The sequence below is a fragment of the Microcoleus sp. BR0-C5 genome (assembly GCF_036705045.1).
Lineage (GTDB): Bacteria > Cyanobacteriota > Cyanobacteriia > Cyanobacteriales > Microcoleaceae > Microcoleus.
Window position 1 is genome coordinate 14,412 of sequence record NZ_JAUBTR010000021.1, and the last position, 17,518, is coordinate 31,929.

15 protein-coding genes are annotated in these 17,518 nt (G+C 43.5%); 7 read left to right on the forward strand and 8 right to left on the reverse strand.

The annotated features are described in order from the left end of the window. The first annotated feature begins 9 nt into the window (after positions 1–9). From QUB08_RS12525 to QUB08_RS12535, 3 genes are read left to right on the forward strand one after another with little or no spacing between them, the layout of a single operon-like run. Positions 10–603, forward strand: coding sequence for a DUF4194 domain-containing protein (locus tag QUB08_RS12525; protein ID WP_333225010.1), 594 nt, complete (start codon positions 10–12; stop codon positions 601–603). Then, entirely contained in the window at positions 584–3,922 is a 3,339-nt protein-coding gene (locus QUB08_RS12530; protein WP_333225011.1) for an SbcC/MukB-like Walker B domain-containing protein, read from the forward strand. Before QUB08_RS12525 ends, QUB08_RS12530 begins: the two co-directional genes overlap by 20 nt. A 12-nt stretch (positions 3,923–3,934) precedes the next feature. Continuing rightward, positions 3,935–5,086, forward strand: coding sequence for a Wadjet anti-phage system protein JetD domain-containing protein (locus QUB08_RS12535; RefSeq protein WP_333225076.1), 1,152 nt, complete (start codon positions 3,935–3,937; stop codon positions 5,084–5,086). 118 nt (positions 5,087–5,204) lie between these two features. On the opposite strand, the gene QUB08_RS12540 is transcribed toward QUB08_RS12535, so the two are convergent. From QUB08_RS12540 to QUB08_RS12555, 4 genes are read right to left on the reverse strand one after another with little or no spacing between them, the layout of a single operon-like run. Further along, entirely contained in the window at positions 5,205–6,314 is a 1,110-nt protein-coding gene (locus QUB08_RS12540; RefSeq protein WP_333225012.1) for a methyltransferase domain-containing protein, read from the reverse strand. Then, complete coding sequence (gene purN, locus QUB08_RS12545) at positions 6,307–6,981, reverse strand: phosphoribosylglycinamide formyltransferase (RefSeq protein WP_445300913.1); 675 nt, start codon at positions 6,979–6,981, stop codon at positions 6,307–6,309. The genes QUB08_RS12540 and purN overlap by 8 nt, the downstream gene beginning before the upstream one ends. Before the next feature lie 7 nt (positions 6,982–6,988). Then, positions 6,989–7,951 (reverse strand): type IV pilin-like G/H family protein, encoded by a 963-nt coding sequence (locus tag QUB08_RS12550; protein WP_333225013.1) that lies wholly within the window; start codon positions 7,949–7,951, stop codon positions 6,989–6,991. A gap of 48 nt (positions 7,952–7,999) precedes the next feature. Further along, a complete protein-coding gene (locus QUB08_RS12555; RefSeq protein ID WP_333225014.1) occupies positions 8,000–8,575 on the reverse strand; it encodes a GNAT family protein in 576 nt (191 codons plus the stop codon). A 59-nt stretch (positions 8,576–8,634) separates the two neighbouring features. On the opposite strand from QUB08_RS12555, the gene QUB08_RS12560 reads away from it, so the two are divergent. After that, positions 8,635–9,525 (forward strand): sugar ABC transporter permease, encoded by an 891-nt coding sequence (locus tag QUB08_RS12560; RefSeq protein ID WP_333225015.1) that lies wholly within the window; start codon positions 8,635–8,637, stop codon positions 9,523–9,525. 147 nt (positions 9,526–9,672) lie between these two features. Here QUB08_RS12560 and QUB08_RS12565 read toward each other — a convergent pair whose 3' ends face one another. Beyond that, positions 9,673–10,863 (reverse strand): transposase, encoded by a 1,191-nt coding sequence (locus QUB08_RS12565; protein WP_333225016.1) that lies wholly within the window; start codon positions 10,861–10,863, stop codon positions 9,673–9,675. Between the two features lie 194 nt (positions 10,864–11,057). Here QUB08_RS12565 and QUB08_RS12570 point away from each other — a divergent pair, with 194 nt between their 5' ends. After that, on the forward strand, positions 11,058–11,423 hold the full coding sequence (locus tag QUB08_RS12570) for a hypothetical protein (RefSeq protein WP_333225017.1): 366 nt from the start codon (positions 11,058–11,060) through the stop codon (positions 11,421–11,423). Between the two features lie 265 nt (positions 11,424–11,688). Here QUB08_RS12570 and QUB08_RS12575 read toward each other — a convergent pair whose 3' ends face one another. Further along, a complete protein-coding gene (locus QUB08_RS12575; protein WP_333062195.1) occupies positions 11,689–11,835 on the reverse strand; it encodes a photosystem I protein PsaX in 147 nt (48 codons plus the stop codon). A gap of 126 nt (positions 11,836–11,961) precedes the next feature. Beyond that, positions 11,962–12,936, reverse strand: a complete 975-nt coding sequence (locus QUB08_RS12580) for a lipoyl synthase (RefSeq protein ID WP_333225018.1) — start codon at positions 12,934–12,936, stop codon at positions 11,962–11,964. Positions 12,937–13,134: 198 nt separating this feature from the next. Here QUB08_RS12580 and QUB08_RS12585 point away from each other — a divergent pair, with 198 nt between their 5' ends. Together QUB08_RS12585 and QUB08_RS12590 are read left to right on the forward strand one after the other, a co-directional pair. Continuing rightward, positions 13,135–13,686, forward strand: a complete 552-nt coding sequence (locus QUB08_RS12585) for a response regulator (protein WP_333225019.1) — start codon at positions 13,135–13,137, stop codon at positions 13,684–13,686. 286 nt (positions 13,687–13,972) lie between these two features. Next, complete coding sequence (locus tag QUB08_RS12590) at positions 13,973–15,064, forward strand: PfkB family carbohydrate kinase (RefSeq protein WP_333225020.1); 1,092 nt, start codon at positions 13,973–13,975, stop codon at positions 15,062–15,064. Between the two features lie 223 nt (positions 15,065–15,287). Here QUB08_RS12590 and QUB08_RS12595 read toward each other — a convergent pair whose 3' ends face one another. Continuing rightward, on the reverse strand, positions 15,288–17,030 hold the full coding sequence (locus tag QUB08_RS12595; protein ID WP_333225021.1) for a CapA family protein: 1,743 nt from the start codon (positions 17,028–17,030) through the stop codon (positions 15,288–15,290). Positions 17,031–17,518: the final 488 nt, after the last annotated feature.

A 17,518-nucleotide genomic window follows, 5' to 3' on the forward strand; every position in this document is an offset into this window, starting at 1 on the left:
AGCAAATTCATGATGACAAACGAGATTATCGCATCCTACGCACCAGCACTCATCAAATTACTACAGGGTATCCTGTATGAAGATGAAGATAAGGATGATTGGGGTGAGCTATTGAAGAATGAAAAAAACGTCAGAGAATACTTTGGAAAAATTGGGCTGAGACTTTATTTAGATGAAGCGGAAGGATATGCTTTTTTACAGCAGCCAGATGGTGACGATGGCGACGAGGAAGCAAAGAAACTGCCCAGGCTGGTTAAGAGAGTTCCCCTGAGCTACGAAGTTACGGTACTATGTGTTTTATTGCGCGAAAAATTGCTAGAGTTTAATAACAGCACCTCTGATTCGACTCGCTGCATTGTGTATAAACATGAAATTCACGATTTGATGCGTCAGTTTTTTCCCGATCAAACTGATGAGCCAAAGCTTTTGAAAAAATTTGACGAATCTATCAATCGAGTTGTCAAGTTGCACTTTTTGAAAGAGTTAAAGAATAAAGAAGGCGAATCCTATGAGATTCGCCGCATCCTCAAAGCTAAAATTCCCGCTGAAACATTGACGGATATCAAAAAAGGGTTAGAAGCTTATGACAAATCTAATGCTTGAATTTGAGAGTGACAATTCCAAAGCTGGATATCGCTTGCATCGGCTGGAAGTATTAAACTGGGGAACTTTTAAGCAGGGTACGATCGCACCCTACGGTAAAACTTCCTTCCTCACCGGGGCCAATGGTTCCGGTAAATCGACTTTGGTTGACGGACTACTGACACTATTAGTCCCGAATGGAAAGCGGAATTATAACTTAGCTTCAGGTTCAGGAAAGCGAGAGCGAGACGAAAAGACGTATGTACTCGGAGCCTACAGCACAATTAAAACTGAAGATGACTACAAATCTAAACCGCAGTACCTGCGTACCAAAGATGATTATTCAGTTTTACTCGCTTATTTTTATAACGAAGGATACAAACAGAACGTCACTCTGGCTCAGGTTTTGTATGTAAAAGAGGGAGTTGAAAAGTTGTTTGTGGTTGCCGCTGGCGAACTGAGTATCGCCGAACATTTCAATGACTTTAAAAGTTTACCAGAGTTAAAAAAGAAGTTGGCATCTTTCCAGAAAGTAAAAATTGAACAATTTCACACATTTGCTGACTACAGCAAACGATTTCGTAAAATTTTTGGTGTGGAATCGGAAAAAGCTTTCGATTTATTCAATCAGACTGTCAGTATCAAAGAAATTGGCAAATTAAATGACTTTGTGCGCGGTCATATGCTGGAAAAAACTAATGTTGAAAATACAATCCAAGAGCTGATCGAGTATTATGAAAATTTAACCTCTTCCCATGAAGCAATGCAGAAAGCCAAGAAACAGCTAGAGGTTTTGAAACCGCTAATCGCTGACTCTGAAAGTTACGAAAATGTCAAAGAGACTCTGGATGAGTTAAATAAAGTATGGCCAATTGTTCCTGCCTATTTTGCTCAGCGTAAAATAGGTTTGTTGCAGAAAGCTATTGCAGACAAACAACAGGAACATACTCAAATCCGCCATAATTTATCAGAAATATGCAGAGTTATAGAAGGCTTGCGACAGCAAGAGAAAGACTTAACAGTCGCTATTGAAACTGATGAAACAGGACGGAGAATCAAAGAATTAGAACAGCAAATTAAGTCTTTAGACCGTCAGATAGCTAATCATCGACAAGCCGCCCAAAAATACGATAGAATTGCTGAAGGTATAGGATTTCCAACTTACAGTGACCTGGATACATTTAATAGTTCTATAATCCAAGCAAGGGAAACTCAAAAAAGTGTTGATGTTGAACTGGAAGAATTAAAAACCCAACGCGACGACAAAAAAAATAATGAGAAGCAAGTTAAAGATAGTTGCACTGAGTTAAATCAAGAACTGCTATCTTTAAGACAGCGAAAAAATCAGATTCCTGCTGAAAACTTGGGAATCAGAGAAAAGATATTAACAGCTTTGGGAATTGCTGAGTCCGAAATTCCTTTTGTGGGCGAACTGCTGAAGGTAAAGGATGGAGAGCGGCAAGAATGGGAAGGGGCGATCGAAAAACTGCTGCACAACTTTGGACTGCAACTCTTAGTTCCTGAAAAATACTACCATCAATTCACTCGATATGTCGATCGCACTCATCTGCGGGGCCGCGTCATTTATCAGAAAGTTGACAATAAAAATTTAGATCTGGTATCCAAAAACTTAGATAATAATTCCTTGTTTAACAAATTGGAGATTAAATCTGATACTGAATGTACTGTTTGGCTGACTAATGAACTATTAAAATATTATGGTGACTGCATCTGTTGTCAAGATTTAGAGCTGTTTGAGCGGCAGAATTATGCTATTACAAAAAATGGCTTGATTAAGAAGGGTAATAGACATGAAAAAGACGATCGCCATTCCATCAATGACAACAAAAAAAGATATATTTTGGGCTGGGACAATTCTGATAAAATTAAGGCTTATGAAGCTGATTCAATTCAGCTTAAAGCAGAGCTTAGTCGAGTAGAAAAAGCTCTACAGGGTATTGACAAAAAACTTGAAGAGTGCAGAGTTAAAAAAAATCGGCTAGAACAGTTATTGGAATTTAATGATTTTTGTGCGATCGACTGGAAACCGGACGAGAGCCAAAAGCAAACTCTAGTAGAGCAAAAGCAGGAGTTAGAGGGGAATTGCGATCGTTTAGAGCAGTTGAAGACAAAGCTAGCTGTTGTGTGCGCTGACATTCAGACAAACGACGCAGCTAAAAGTGTCGCCGAAAGAAACATTGGTATTATCGATCGCGATATCGAGCATTACCAAAAACAGAGCGCTGAATGCGAACAACGATCGAGTTTATCGACATCCCAAGAGATTCAGACTTATACTCCTGATATTGAAGAGAGTTTCAGCAATCAAATTCTGACCCTCGATAACATTGATAGTTTGAAATATCAAGTAAAGGAGTCTTACCAAACTCAAATAAGCGACGCAAACAAGAAGTTGAATTCTCTGCGAAACAGCATTGAAAAAAAGATGAGTAGTTACAAGGGGGACTATCCTGCAGAAACTGCAAATGTTGACGCATCAGTAGAATTTATCCCTGAGTTCAAGGGAATGCTAGAAAAAATCGAACGAGATGATTTACCCACACAGGAACAAAGGTTTAAAAAACTGCTTGATGAGAAAATTAATAGCGCTATTTATAATTTTAAAGATACTTTAGAAGAATGGGAAAGTGACATTAAAGACAATATTTACGATCTCAATCAATCCTTAAAAATGATTGAATATACACCCTTGACTTATATACAAGTCCAATGGGATGCCAACGGAGAAAACCAAATTAAGGAATTTAAAAATCTCTTAAAAAAAGGTTTGTGCTATGCTGATGTAGGGCTTGAGCGAACTTCGGAAGCTGACGAAGCTAGCTTTAAAAAAATTAAAGAGCTGATCGATCGCCTCCAGTCAGATGAGCGGTGGACAGCAAGAGTCACCGATGTGCGTAATTGGCTCAATTTCTCAGTCAGCGTCAAGAATAAAGCCGACGATACGGAGAGGGAATATCACTCGGACTCTTCTGGAAAATCGGGCGGGCAAAAGGCTAAATTAGCTTACACTATTCTAGCGTCAGCTATTGCCTATCAATTTGGATTAGTACAGGATGAAACTAAATCTCAATCATTTCGTCTTGTGGTGATTGATGAAGCTTTTAGCAAGTCAGATGAAACAAATGCAAGGTATGCGATGGATTTATTTAAACAATTAAATCTTCAGCTTCTGGTAGTGACCCCCAAAGACAAAATTCAAGTTCTTGAGCATTATGCAGGAGCTGGTTACTATGTTGAAAACAGTATTGAAGAGAACGACTCCAAGGTTTATAATATGTCCGTAGACAAACAGCCTCTCGGACAAATTGCTTCAAATTAACTGCGTCTGTTGATGATTACCCCCGAAGAAATCAGAAAAAAAGCCGATCGACTATATATTCCCTTCCTGCAATCCTTGCTCCAGGGAGAACCTTTTTTCCCGCGAGATTTTCCCGCTGGCAAAAAAATTCCCGACGACTACCTGAAGCTAAGAGATGCTGTACAGCAACTTCTGAAAGGCTCAAAAAAGTTCGTTGGCTACGGGTATCAAGTTGAGCTGCTCCAGCGGAAAACTCGCAAATTTGCTCTCCAGTCTTTACCATCCCGAATTACATTTGAAACAGAGACAGATTATCTCAAATTCCTGAATAAGGAACCTGAAGTTGCGGATTTTAAACAAGTTGTAGCAAGGATTAGAAATGAAATTCCTGATTTGAATATCTGGCTAAATCAAAATCCTCAAAAAGTAATCAATCACTTAGGAAAATGGGAGAATTTATTGCCTGTATGCTTGTATTTTCAGAACCATCCCAAACCTCAGCTTTATATTCGCGAACTACCGATAAATGTTCACACTAAGTTCATCGAACAAAATAAAGGTATTCTAAATGAATTGCTGTCAGCTATCCTGCCAGATGATGCTATTAATCAAGAAGAAAATGATTTTGAAAAGCGATTTGGTTTGCGATATGCTGAGCCATCGGTAACTATCAGAGCTTTGGCTCAAAACCTACAGGTGAAGCATGGCATTAGCACCTCGGAGATGAGCATACTCATTTCTGATTTTGAACGTCGCAATCTTCAAGGATACCGCTTTATTATTACTGAGAATCTGATGAATTTTCGCACTTTGCCTGATTTAAGCAACAGCTTTGCGCTGTGGGGAAAGGGGTTTAATGTAGCTATTTTAAAAGATGTTGAGTGGCTAAGGAATTGCCAAATAATTTACTGGGGCGATTTGGATGCCCAAGGGTTCCAGATTCTTTCGCAGTTAAGGTCTTATTTTGATAAAACAATTTCTGTTATGATGGATCGAGAAACTTTCGATACATTTCAGGAATCTGCTGTGCCGGGTAAATTGTGCAAGGTTGCTAACTTATTTTACCTGACACCGGAGGAGCATGATTTATTTGCTGATTTATGCAAGCAAACAATTCGTTTAGAACAGGAAAAGATACCGAAGGATTTTGTAATTTGCAGGTTGAATAATTTGACCGATCGGTAATATCGTTTCCGGTGGCATCGGAATCATATATTTGGATGAACTCGCGTGATCCCCGCTCGCATTACCTAATTCCGATGCTACCGGAGATGATATAAGCCCACATAAAAGAAACAGCTCTTTACAAGCGTTTAACAAGTATCCACCGCAACTCCAACGGTGGCGTTTCTTGCACAGAAAATAAATCGCGCCCGCTAGCCCAACTGACAAACCAAGGTGTCGGCGGCCACGCACAGTCAGGCAAATGTTTTTGTTCGTATTCAATCACCGATTCATCAGAAATAATTTCTAACGGCAAACCCTCGATTGCTGCTTGCAATTCTTCTCTGGTAATCAGATAAGACCAACACAATTCAGACATTTGTTTTGCCATCTCATCGGGTTCGTACCCATCTACAGCTAAGAAAGCACTGAATAAGATAAACCCGCCGCTTAAAACAGCATCTGACATTTTGCCGAGGAAAAGACGAATTTGTTCGGGGTAGCGGAAGTGGGAGAGAACTTCGGTAGCAATGGCTAATTTGTACCGATAAGTTTTCATCCTCAATAATGGGTCTAAAACGTCGCCTTGGGTGACATTTATCGGCAAGTTTTCGGCGGTTGCTGCTGCTGATAGCTTCTCGGCAAATATCGGTGTTAGTTCGATCGCATCCACGGAATGGCCTAACCTTGCTAAAGGCAGACTATTGCGCCCTGGACCCGCACCAACATCTAAAATAGGTGCTTTTCCCGGTTCGCCTAATTCGGCGGCAATGGCAATGACTTTGGTATCGGGATGGCTACCGAATAAAGGTTCGGGGCGAATATCCGGCCAGCTATGATATTTCTGGGCCATTGATTCGACTTGAATCTTGGTATTCAGAGTAATGCCACCGGCTAAACCGCTTTGGGAATTGGCGGGAAAGTATGAGACTATGAGATTAGCGTGGGGTGAATTTTTGAATCCTTCTGCTAAGGCGTTGGCGATTAATGTTCGCAAGTTTTCGGTTTGGGCAGCGTCGATGTTTTGTCCGAGGATGTTTAAAAAGTCTGAGAGTAATTTAAGATAGTCGTCTAGCATCGATGGCAAGCAAGGCAGATATAATTCTCCCTTGATGCCGATGCTCTTTTTGAGCCTTTCTTTGAGAATTAATTTCAGGCGATTCGAGTCTGTCAACGGCGGGCCTGTTTCGGGTGATTGACTGACTGGCAATTCGGGGAGAGATGCGGCACTCGCGAGGTTTTTAGTCACAGTATTTTTGATTAGATTCGGCAATAAGTGCGATCGCACCGAGCATAATCTTGTGCTCTTGCACCTGAATTCTCGCGTGCAGTGTTTCTGCGGTATCATCAGGCAATACTGGCACAGCAGCCTGCATTAAAATCGGCCCGCTGTCTACTTCTAAACGGGCGATATGCACGGTACAGCCGGTGATTTTAACCTTGGCAGCTAGTGCTTGCTCGACGGCGCGAATTCCTGGGAAACTCGGCAGTAAGCTGGGATGAATGTTAATAACGCGATCGGCAAAAGCATCAAGCAAAACTTTGGTAACAATTCGCATCCAACCCGCCATCACTACCCATTCTACATCATATTCTTGAAAAGTTTTGACAATTTTTGTATCTAATTCTTCGCGGCTTTTGCAGTCGCGGTGATTGAGCAGAATCGAGGGAATGCCGTATTTTTCGGCTCTGGCTGCGGCTTTGGCTTCGGGATTGTTGTAAATTAATACTGGGATTTGAGCGTTGAGTTGTTGATTTTGGATGGCTTGGGCAATTACCTCGAAGTTGCTGCCGCTTCCTGATGCTAAAACTCCTAGTTTTAATGGAGTGGCCATATTAGCCTTTCCCTCTATGAGTGCGGGAGGAATCGCGGGAGAAATTAAATAGTCTGTAGAAGTAGTATGTGCTGCAATCATCAAAGTTTCACCGTGCTATCAAAGAGGAACCTGTTGGGCATTCAAAATTGTCTGGAGCGTTATTTTTAGGAATTGGTATGGGAGGTACAGTAGAGGGTTCATTTGTGGCGCAACTAATTGCAAAGGTAGATTCGATGATCTCCTGGTCTTGGTTATACCACTTCTCTAAAAAAACGGCACCTGTGTAACTTTTTAATTCAGGTTTTTTAGCTTTTATCGTCATAATTACATCTGCCGTAAAATTACTTTGAGATACAAATTGATAGCGGTAATTTTCTTCGTCTAAATTCATTCCGATACCGAGTTCCTCAAATGTTGAAGAAAACTTGTTATATTCGGCATAGAAAGCTTGTTGAGCCTTACTCGCTTGGCGAATATATTGCCCGCTTTCATATACTTGTACTTGTGGCGGAGTATCTGGTTCAAACGGATTAAATGTTTCTAATGTTTCTATTCTTGTGTCTTGAGGCAAAGTTGTAGCTGTGGAAACTTTTTCGAGAAGAAATGCACTTTTGGTAAAAGTAGTTGGTCTGGCTTCTCCTGACTCTATACCCCTTGACTCTACACGCATTTGACCGTTGGGAGTAAATTCAAAAATTGTCTGCAAAGTTTGGCCTTCACTATCAGTTATATCCATTTCCATCGGCTGCGAAGTCTGGTTGATTTTGTATGTAAATTCATAGACTGTTATCCGTTCAGTTAGAGATACAAAAGGAACTGATAAAGGGAGTACAAATAACTTGCCTTCTTGTGTAAAAATTAGTGTTACCGGACTCTGGAATACGTATTGCAAATGCCAATGTCCTACTAATTGTTCGGTAACAGTTTTGGCGGTGGGAGTTGTTTGGGCGGGGACTGGGGCTCTCGGTGTGAGCGGTTGGGCGATCGCACTTATAGCAAACCTGCTCATAGAGAACAGGCAACAGCCAGCAATCAGCAATCTGGAAATATTTAAGTATGTTTTTTGCATAAATGTCAACCCTGACGTGCACAATCATTGTACCGCTTGCTGGCAGCGCTAATCTGGTCGAACCGCAAAAAAATCATCTCTGAGAAGCGAATAAATTTTGAGATCCCAATATCTGCCTTTCACAAATAGCTGCTGTCGCAATATCCCTTCCAATTGCATACCCACTTTTTCCATCACGCGAGCTGAAGCAATATTGTTAACTTCACATCGAGCCATAATTCGATTCAGCAACATCTCCCGAAAGCCGAATTCAATCACTGCATTAACAGCCTCGCTCATGTATCCTTCGCCCCAATACCTCCTAGAAAGTGCGTAGCCAATTTCCGCGCGGCTGTGCGTCATGCTCCATTCCACAAATCCGCAAGTACCGATAAACTTTTTCTCGGCTTTGTGGACAATTCCCCAATCTACCAGCTCTCGTCGTTTGTACATTTTTGTAAGTGACTTGAGAAAGTATTTAGTGTCTTCTAGTGAGGTGTGAGTTGACCACATGGTGTATTCTGATACTTCGGGGTTGCAAGCATATTCAAACATATCGCTAGCATCGTTTAAAGTAATTTTTCTGAGCAGGAGCCTTTCAGTTTCTATAGTGGGTAAATGAGCTAATATATCGAGAAGGTTCATTTTGACATTGACCTATATTGTGATACCATTTAAAACTAAAAGCTAAAATTTACAAGCCAATGGTTCGGATTAAATTTGGGCGTTTTAACTGGTTGGATAATGATACGATCGCAGCTTGGACTTTCCTGGGCCCAGCTTTGCTGTTTCTGGGTACTTTTTTGATTTGGCCGATCGCCTATTTATTTTACCTCAGCTTTACCAGCGGCAGCTTTACCCAGTCGGGAGTGCGTTGGATTGGCTTCAACAACTACTGGCGTCTAGTCACAAACCCGGATTTCTGGCAAATTCTCCAAAATACGCTCTATTTTACTACTGCAACAGTCATTCCCAGTTTAGTGATTCCATTGGGCTTAGCAGTTTTGCTAAATCGCTCGTTTGCTTGGCGAGGAGCTCTCCGCACCGCTTATTTTATTCCTTCGATTACCTCTTTAGTTGCAGTTGGCTTGGGTTGGCGGTGGTTGTTTCAAACCGAAGGCCCGGTGAATAATGCCCTAAGTGCGATCGGCTTAAATCCAATTCCTTGGCTTAGCAGCACAGTTTGGGCAATGCCTGTGATAATTCTGCTCAGTGTTTGGAAACAATTAGGCTTTAATATGGTAGTATTTTTAGCAGGATTGCAAGCAATTCCGGTAAATCGTTACGAAGCCGCAGAATTGGATGGAGCTAATGCTTGGCAGCAATTTTTGTACATCACTTTACCCGGTTTGCGGCCGACTTTAGTATTTGCTACCGTGACTACTGCTATTTTTACTCTGCGGAGTTTCGAGCAAGTTTACGTCATCACCGGCGGCGGTCCTTTGAACTCTACTAATTTGCTAGTTTATTATATTTACGAGCAAGCTTTTTCGCAATTTGATTTTGGCTATGCAGCCGCTGCTGCAACTTTCCTGATGGCTGTAGCTTTGATATTAGTCTATTTACAACTAAAAGTTTGGGGCGAAGATGCTTGATATCACATCGGGTCAGTAGTTAAGCAAAATTAATTACATAATTATTTCCAAATTCTTTAAGAATTTTCTCAACAATCGAACATTAAAATAGCTACCTTCCTAGTTGCCTTGACACTCCCCGGCGTAAACGCACGGGGATTCTTTAATCTACGAGCCAATTTGCTGAGGCAGGATTTTTCCAGCCAAAGTAGAGATTGATTCTCCTAAAGCGTTGCTTGCGTCAAGCGCAAAAGTTCCGGTATGCCCTACCGTACCCAATCCTCGACTAAGGATATTTCTAGCCGCGTTTTCGTCTCTCCCTAAGCTACATCCACATTTACAGACGTGCGTTCTAGTAGATAGCGTTTTCTTGACAATTACACCGCAGCTAGAGCATTCTTGGCTGGTATATTGCGGATTCACCGCCACCGTAATCTTTTCAAATACTTTTCCAAAGTATTCAAGCCAGACACGGAACTGATACCAAGATGCGTCGTTAATAGACTTAGCCAAGCAATGATTCTTCACCAGATTTTTTATTCTCAAATCTTCGTAAGCGACTACATCGTTTGATGAGATTACGCACCGTGCAAGCTTCATTGCATGGTCTTTACGCTGCCTACTTATTTTGAGATGGCGTTTGCCTAGAATCCGCCTAGCTTTGTCCCTATTATTTGAACCTTTTACTTTCCTGGACACCCGACGTTGACAACGTTTAAGGACTTTTTCACCTTTTCGCAAAAATCTAGGGTTCTCAACCGTCATTCCTTGTGAGTCGGTGTAATATTCCTTCAATCCTACGTCTAAGCCTATGGTGTTCCCAGAGGGGGCTATGTTTTCCTTTCGATCAATATCAATACAAAACTGAACGTATACGCCATCCGCACGTTTTACCAATCTCACCCGTTTTATTTGGCTAATTGGGTAGAAATGCAAATCGCGTGTCCCCTTGAGTTTTAACCGCCCAATCCCTTTCTTGTCGGTAAAATTGATGGATTTTCGGTCGTCGGCAAGTTTCCATCCAGTTGATTTATACTCAACAGAGCGACAATCTTTCTGGAACTGTGGATAGCCTTTTTTGCCAGCCACACCCTTCTTGCAGTTATCGTAGAATCGGGAGATAGAAGACCATGCTCGTTCTGCACTAGCTTGTCTAGCCATTGAGTTGAGTTCGTCAGCAAAGGAAAAATCACGCGCCAGTACAGCGCAGTATTTATTCAAATCATATTTATCCACCTTTTTGTTGTCCATCCAATACCTTATACAGCTATTGCGGACGAATTTTGCGGTACGAATTGCTTCGTCTACGGCAGTAAACTGATTCGATTTTCCGTATGCTTTAAACTCGAAAACTAGCATGGTTTTACCTCCCACCTTATACTACCCGGTTCAGCATAGGATGTTCGGTGAGTTATTAAAACTTTACAATTAAAGCCGTCAAGCGAAGGACGGGGTTTTCAACCCAATTTCCTGATAAGACATACTTCTGATAGAGACCAAAAATATCGGCGATTTGTTATCGTAGAACAGGTATAATTTAAATTATTAAAACTATGCCGAAAAAAAATCGCCATCGCGCCCTAAAAATCTGTTTTTTGTGTCTGGGTTGCGCCTTAGCAATTGCTGTTGTGCCAATTGTCACGCCCGCTCAATCCACAAGCCAATTAGAATTTCGTATTACTCAATTAGAAAGGCAAATTTCTGAACTCAGGGGACAAATCTACAGTTTGCAGAACCAAGGTTCTAGAGTTAACCGGCCTCAGTCTCCTTCTCCTTCCGGTTCGGGTCGCACAAATCCTGGAACGCTGTCGGGCGACCCGATGTTTGATAATTTAGCCACTTTGGCAATTGAAACTAAGCAAGATGTTATTAAAATTCAAGAGCGGTTGTCAAAGCTAGAAGCGTCGAGAAATCGCTAGAGAAGGAAGAAGGAAGAAGGAAGAAGGAAGAAGGAAGGCAGGACACGGATTTTGACACGGATACAGGGATTAATTATTGAGCAAAAGTCGGGAGTCAGGAGTCAGGAGTCAGAGGGAAGAGGGAAGAAGTCAGTAGTAATTAGTTAGAAGAATAAAGTCATATTCTCCCCAACTCAGAACTCCAAACTCTCCCCCTCTCCCCCTCTCCCATTCTCCAACGTTGAGGTCGAGAACAGCAGGGTCTGCTAAAAGTTAACTTGCAGAACTATTCAATGATATGGAAATAAAAGCCTGCAACCACAAAATTGATTGCTAGCAGCAAGAGAAACCAGCCTGCGCGAAATGTGTAAGGGAATTTGCCCGTTTTCATCACGGAGTCGGATTTTAATTGGTTCTTCGCTATCTCTGGCATAGGTAAAGCTCCTAATTCATAATGTCACTCTATTCACAAATAGCAGAGAGCGTCGCACTTATGCACAATCCTCTAGAGTTATTTTTTGTAACAAGGAGTTTATAGCGAGTTGAATTCAGCTTAATTTCAATCGCTCTCTCCGGCGTGGTAGGAACTGCGGACGAGAGGCCCCGATCGCACGCGCTCAAACCCCATCTCCCGGGCTATCGACCCGAAACGGTCAAATTCGGCCGGCGTCCAGTATTTACGCACTGGGAGGTGATCTAGAGATGGTCTCATGTATTGACCGAGGGTGAGCCGATCGCACTTGGCATCCCGCAAATCTGTCATCGCTTCGACTATCTCGGCTTCTGTTTCCCCGTGCCCCAACATCAAACCGGATTTGGTGGGAATAGTTGGGTCATATTGCTTCACAATACGCAGAACGTCGATCGAGCGATCGTACTTCGCCCCCCTCCGCACCGGCCCTTGCAACCGCCGCACCGTCTCAATATTGTGGTTGTAACAAGCCGGTTTAGCCTCCACCACCGTGCGAATCCGATCTCGCTGCAACTCATCGAGTCCGGAATTCTCCCCGTCTGGGGCGGGCACGGGGGCACCGCCCCTACCTGTTCCCCCCCAAAAATCCGGCGTCAGTACCTCAACTTCAGTATCCGGGTTAAGAAGGCGGATTTGGGCGATCGTCCTGGCAAACCAACCCGCACCCCCATCCGGCAAATCATCCCTCGCCACCGAAGTCAGCACCGCATAGCGCAAACCCAACAACTGCACAGCCTCGGCCACCTTTTCCGGTTCCTCCGGGTCTAGCGGCATCGGAGAATGACCTTTATCTACTTGACAAAAAGCACAAGCGCGGGTGCAAGTCGGCCCCATCAACAAAAAAGTCGCCGTTTTTTGCGCGTAGCACTCGCCCCGGTTGGGACATCTCCCCTCCTCACAAATCGTGTGAATTTGCCGCTGTTTGATAATTTTTTGCACTTGGGAAAGTTCGCTAGCTTTGCCAACGGGCCTACGCAACCACTCCGGCATCGCCTCGATTTCACCCCGCATTTGGGCGGCAACTGCTTTGACAGTAGGAGTTTTAGGAGTTTGGGGCGACATAAAATTAAGTGGCGATTGAGTTAATTCCTTCGATCGTATCCGAAATCAAAGCCCCTGAACTTGTAGGAGTACCACCCGAAATCAGAATCGCGCCCAGGTGCAACAAAACTAAACTCGCCCAGAATTATGGGTAGAATTCTGTTAGGGATATACTGAAGGTTGCAAATCATCACTCATTCATTACTGAAGGAGTCAGTCGTGGCTGGTCAAAAAATCTTGGTAATCGATGACAGTAAAGTCATCCGCGTCCGAGTCCGAGAGATGTTGCCGCAGGGTAACTTTGAAGTTCTAGAAGCAAAAGACGGCGAAGAGGGACTCAAACTGATCCGTCAAGCCCGACCAAATCTAATTATGTTAGATTTCCTACTGCCCAAAGTCAGCGGTTGGGAAGTGTATCAAAAAGTGCAAGCCCATCCTGAGCTTTCTAAGATACCTTTGGTGATCATGTCGGGCCGCGAAGAAGAGGTGATGGAAAAAATTCCGAAACCCTTTGAGAAGCATTTTTTTGCATTCATCGCCAAACCGTTTGAGAAGAAGCAGCTAACCGAGGCAATCAAATCGGCGATGGTACTGGCCAAAAAGAAACCAGTGCCGGAAGCCCCAGCCGCCGCTGCTGCACCCACTTCGGGAGCGGGCGCCGCCGAAATTCAGGCGATGACTGTGAAAATGGCGAAAATGCAAGCGGAAATTGATGCACTCAAAAAACAAATGACTCAGGTGATTACGATCATCAAGCAGAAATTGAAATAATTCTGCGGTTTTTTGAAGGCACTTATGTAGAAGGAAACTTCCACACCGTGAAACTTTCAGTTGAGTCTCAAAGGCTGCGATTTTATCTGCATTTTTTTGCCAAATTGTTTGAGCGAGTGCGATCGCCAATAGCCTGCAACTGGTTTATCAAAATCCCAGTGAGAAAATCAATTAAAAGTTAAAAATAAAACAATGGAGGAAATTAATTATTAATTAATATTAGGATTTTTAATTCCCGCTCGTTCCACACTCAATTATTAACTCCTCAGTCTCATTTTTTTGGTTAATGACTAACGACTATTCCGATTTTTTGCCTCAACTGCGTGCCTCAACAGAGCAATTATTGAAAAGATTAGACTGCTTCGATCGAGCGCAGGTATTAGCGATCGGAGATTTGACCTTGGACGAGTTTCTTACCGGACAAGTAGAGCGAATTTCCCGCGAAGCACCTGTGTTGATTTTGCGCTACGAAAATACTCAGCAAGTACCCGGAGGTGGCGCAAATGCTGTCTATAATTTAGCCAAACTGGGAGGCAAAGTAAAAGTTGCTGGTTTGGTGGGAAAAGACGACCAGGGAAAGGCTTTGTGCGGTATTTTTGAGGCGGCGGGAATTGATACGGGTGGGATTTTAATCGATTCGCAGCGTCCAACAGTCACCAAAACTCGAATTTCCGGGCACGCGCGGCAGTCGGTGACTCAGCAAATTGTCCGAGTCGATCGCAAATCGGACGAGTTGCCGGATTTAGATTTGCAATTGCAATTGTCAGACTACATCCGGCAGCAAATACCGACAGTAGATGCCGTGGTTTGTTCCGACTACGGCGACGGAGTATTGACAAATTTGGCGATCGAATCGGCAGTGGTTCCCGGCAAAACAATTGTAGACGCTCAAATAAATTTGCAGCGATATTCTGGAGCAATGCTGTTTACTCCGAACTTGCCAGAAGCCGAGCAAGCCGTCGGATATGCTATCAAAAACCCTCAAACTTTAATGCAAGCAGGACGCGATTTATTGAACTTAACTCAAGCTCAAAAAATCCTGATTACTCGCGGCGAAGAAGGGATGACTTTGTTTGAAAGGGCGAACGGCGAAGAAATCAAAAATTCACCCCCTCCAACATCCATTTGTGAAAAGGGGGAATTTGCCATTCAAAGTTGGGACATTCCTCCTTTTAACAAGACTGATGTATTCGACGTAACCGGTGCTGGAGATACAGTTGTAGCAGCAATGACTTTAGCTTTGTGCGTCGGTGCATCCGGTTGGGAAGCGGCAGTTTTGGGCAATTTGGCGGCTAGTATTGTCGTGCGTCAATTCGGTACGGCAACGACGACTGCAGACGAAATGAAAGAAGCTTTGAAAACGATGATTGCAGTATAGGGGCGGGTAAGCTGTACTGCATTTAAATTGCAGATTTCGGGCGTTGCTCTGAGCAACTGGCCACAATAGTTTAATTACTGGTTACTTGTTCCCAGGCAGAGCCTGGTAACGCAGATCCGGAGGCTCAGCCTGCAATTTTCCCATCGCTTTTCGAGGCAGAGCCTCTGGATATCGGTTACCAGGCTCTGCCTGGGAACCAGTTAAAATTCCCAATTCCCAATAACTACTTACTCTTTTTCAAAATTTGTCCCTTGTCATCAATTGTCAAACCGCTATTGGGAAAATCGCTCTTTGTCAAACGGTCAATCAACCCCACAGTCCTAAAATTGTTATCAACAGCCGGCACACCTCGCCCGTCAAGTTGAATGGGGATAATCTTACCAGAAACAAAATCCCCTTTCGGAGTCATTTTCACATCCAAAATTAGAGATTTACCGAGTGCTCCGGCTGTGGACAAAGTGCGATAACCCAAAAAATTGCCCAGGGAATAAGCAATCAATTTCCCTTTATAAAGTTCCATCGCTCTGGGAACGTGCGGGCCATGTCCCAAAATCAAATCCGCTCCCGCATCAATCATCGTCCGCGAAAACAAAACCATATTTCCCCGGTTTTCTCCGTAAAAGAACTCAGTTTTATTTCTCACATTGATAGCTCCCGTTCCTTCAGATCCAGCATGAACTGATATCACTACAATATCAGCGTTTTGCTTGGCTTTTTTGACAACTTCGGCTCCCGCTTTCAGTTCCAGCAAGGAATTGTGAACGTCGCCGTAGTTGCTGAAACCGATAAAGGCAAAATTCACGCCCTTGACATTTTGATAAACAATTTGATTTCTTTTACCAACAGCCTTCATGCCATTGCTGTCGATGTTTTTAATCGTGTCCTTAAATCCTTGCTCGTTAAAATCGTAAGAGTGATTGTTGGCAACACTCAAAATATCAAAACCAACATCTTTGAAAATTTTGGCATAACTCGGAGGCGTCCGAAAGGCAAACAGCATTCGTCCGCCGCCTGCTTTGGAACTGTAAGGATAATCGGTCATCGTGCTTTCAAAATTGCCAAACAGAATATCAGCTCCTTTGAGGTACGGTTTTACCGACTCTAATAACAGCTCTTTTTTTGCCGGCAGTTTGTTGTAGGGATAATTTGTGCCGGGGATCATGTCACCAACTGCTTTGATGCTGACAGTGGCGGGCACAATGGCAGGTTTTGTGGCAGCAGGGGAGGGCGGTTTTGGATCGGGAAGGGGTTTGGCTGCGGGTGTTGATCTCACTTCTTGTACCGCAGGCTTTGACGTTGGAGGGTTATTAGTAGCGGTGGGTGAGGATTTGTAAAGTTGAGAAGCCAGCACAAAGCCGGATATCGGTACGAGAATTAGACTCAGAGCACCGACTGACAGCCCTGATTTTTTAGTTTTAGTGCCGGCTAATTCTGGCTGCGGCGATGGCTTTTGCTGCCTTGGGTTTGGGGGTTTTGGAGTTGGGATTTTAGGGGGTTGGGGCGGAGATTTTTCTGGTGTTTGAGGGGGCGCCGTTGTGACATTTGGAGTTGTTTCTAGCTTGGGCAAAGTCACAGGAATGGGAGAAGCGGCTACACTAGCTGCTACTGCTGCACTCGCAGCTACTGCTGCATTCACGGCAACTAACGGACTCACGGGTGCGGAAGTCAAGCGTTTTTTTAATTCTACTGTCTGAGTCCAAGCGGGCAGTTGCTCGCCGCCGCGCCGCCCGTAAACTGTCACTGAGTAAAGGTTATTTGGTTGCAGCCGCTGCAACCCTTTGACTGCGACTCGGAGACAGGCTTCTTCTGCGGGTAAATGTTCTGCTTCCAGCAGCAGGTGCAGGGTGTCATTTTCCCGGCTGGCTTTAGCCGTGACGCCGAAGCTTTGGAGTGCTTGGCCGATCAGAAATGCGATCGCCCTGGCATCGCCTTCTTTTGCTAAATTTAAAATATCTTGTTGGCTCACAAACGCCTCTACTCTCACACTAGAAATTTAGCTCGATCTTATATCAAATTTGGCGGCACAGGATGAAATACCGATTGATTTAACTTAAGTAAGTGGGTACAAATAAACAGAACGTGGGCAGAGGGCGCGTGCGTGAAAGGGTATACTCGCTCTCACTATAGCTCCTAACTAAATCCGACCCTACTTTTACAAAAAAGTAGGATTTTTGGCGTTTGCTTGCTGAATACAATATTTCCTAACGGTTATCTTAGTCGATCGCCCAAACACTTCTATCCGCCATAATTCCCCCCCTTGAAATTAACATTGGTCAAATCAGCGCTCTCTTTCTTACAGCATTTTTGGTAAAAAAACCCGGTTTCTTCGATCGAGAGTGCGTCCTGGAATGTACGGAAAATATGCGGTTTAGCAGCGAAGAATTAACGAAAAAACCCGGTTTATCGTTATCAGTGCCAATCCTCCTGTCCCACTTCCGCCCAAATTCACACAAA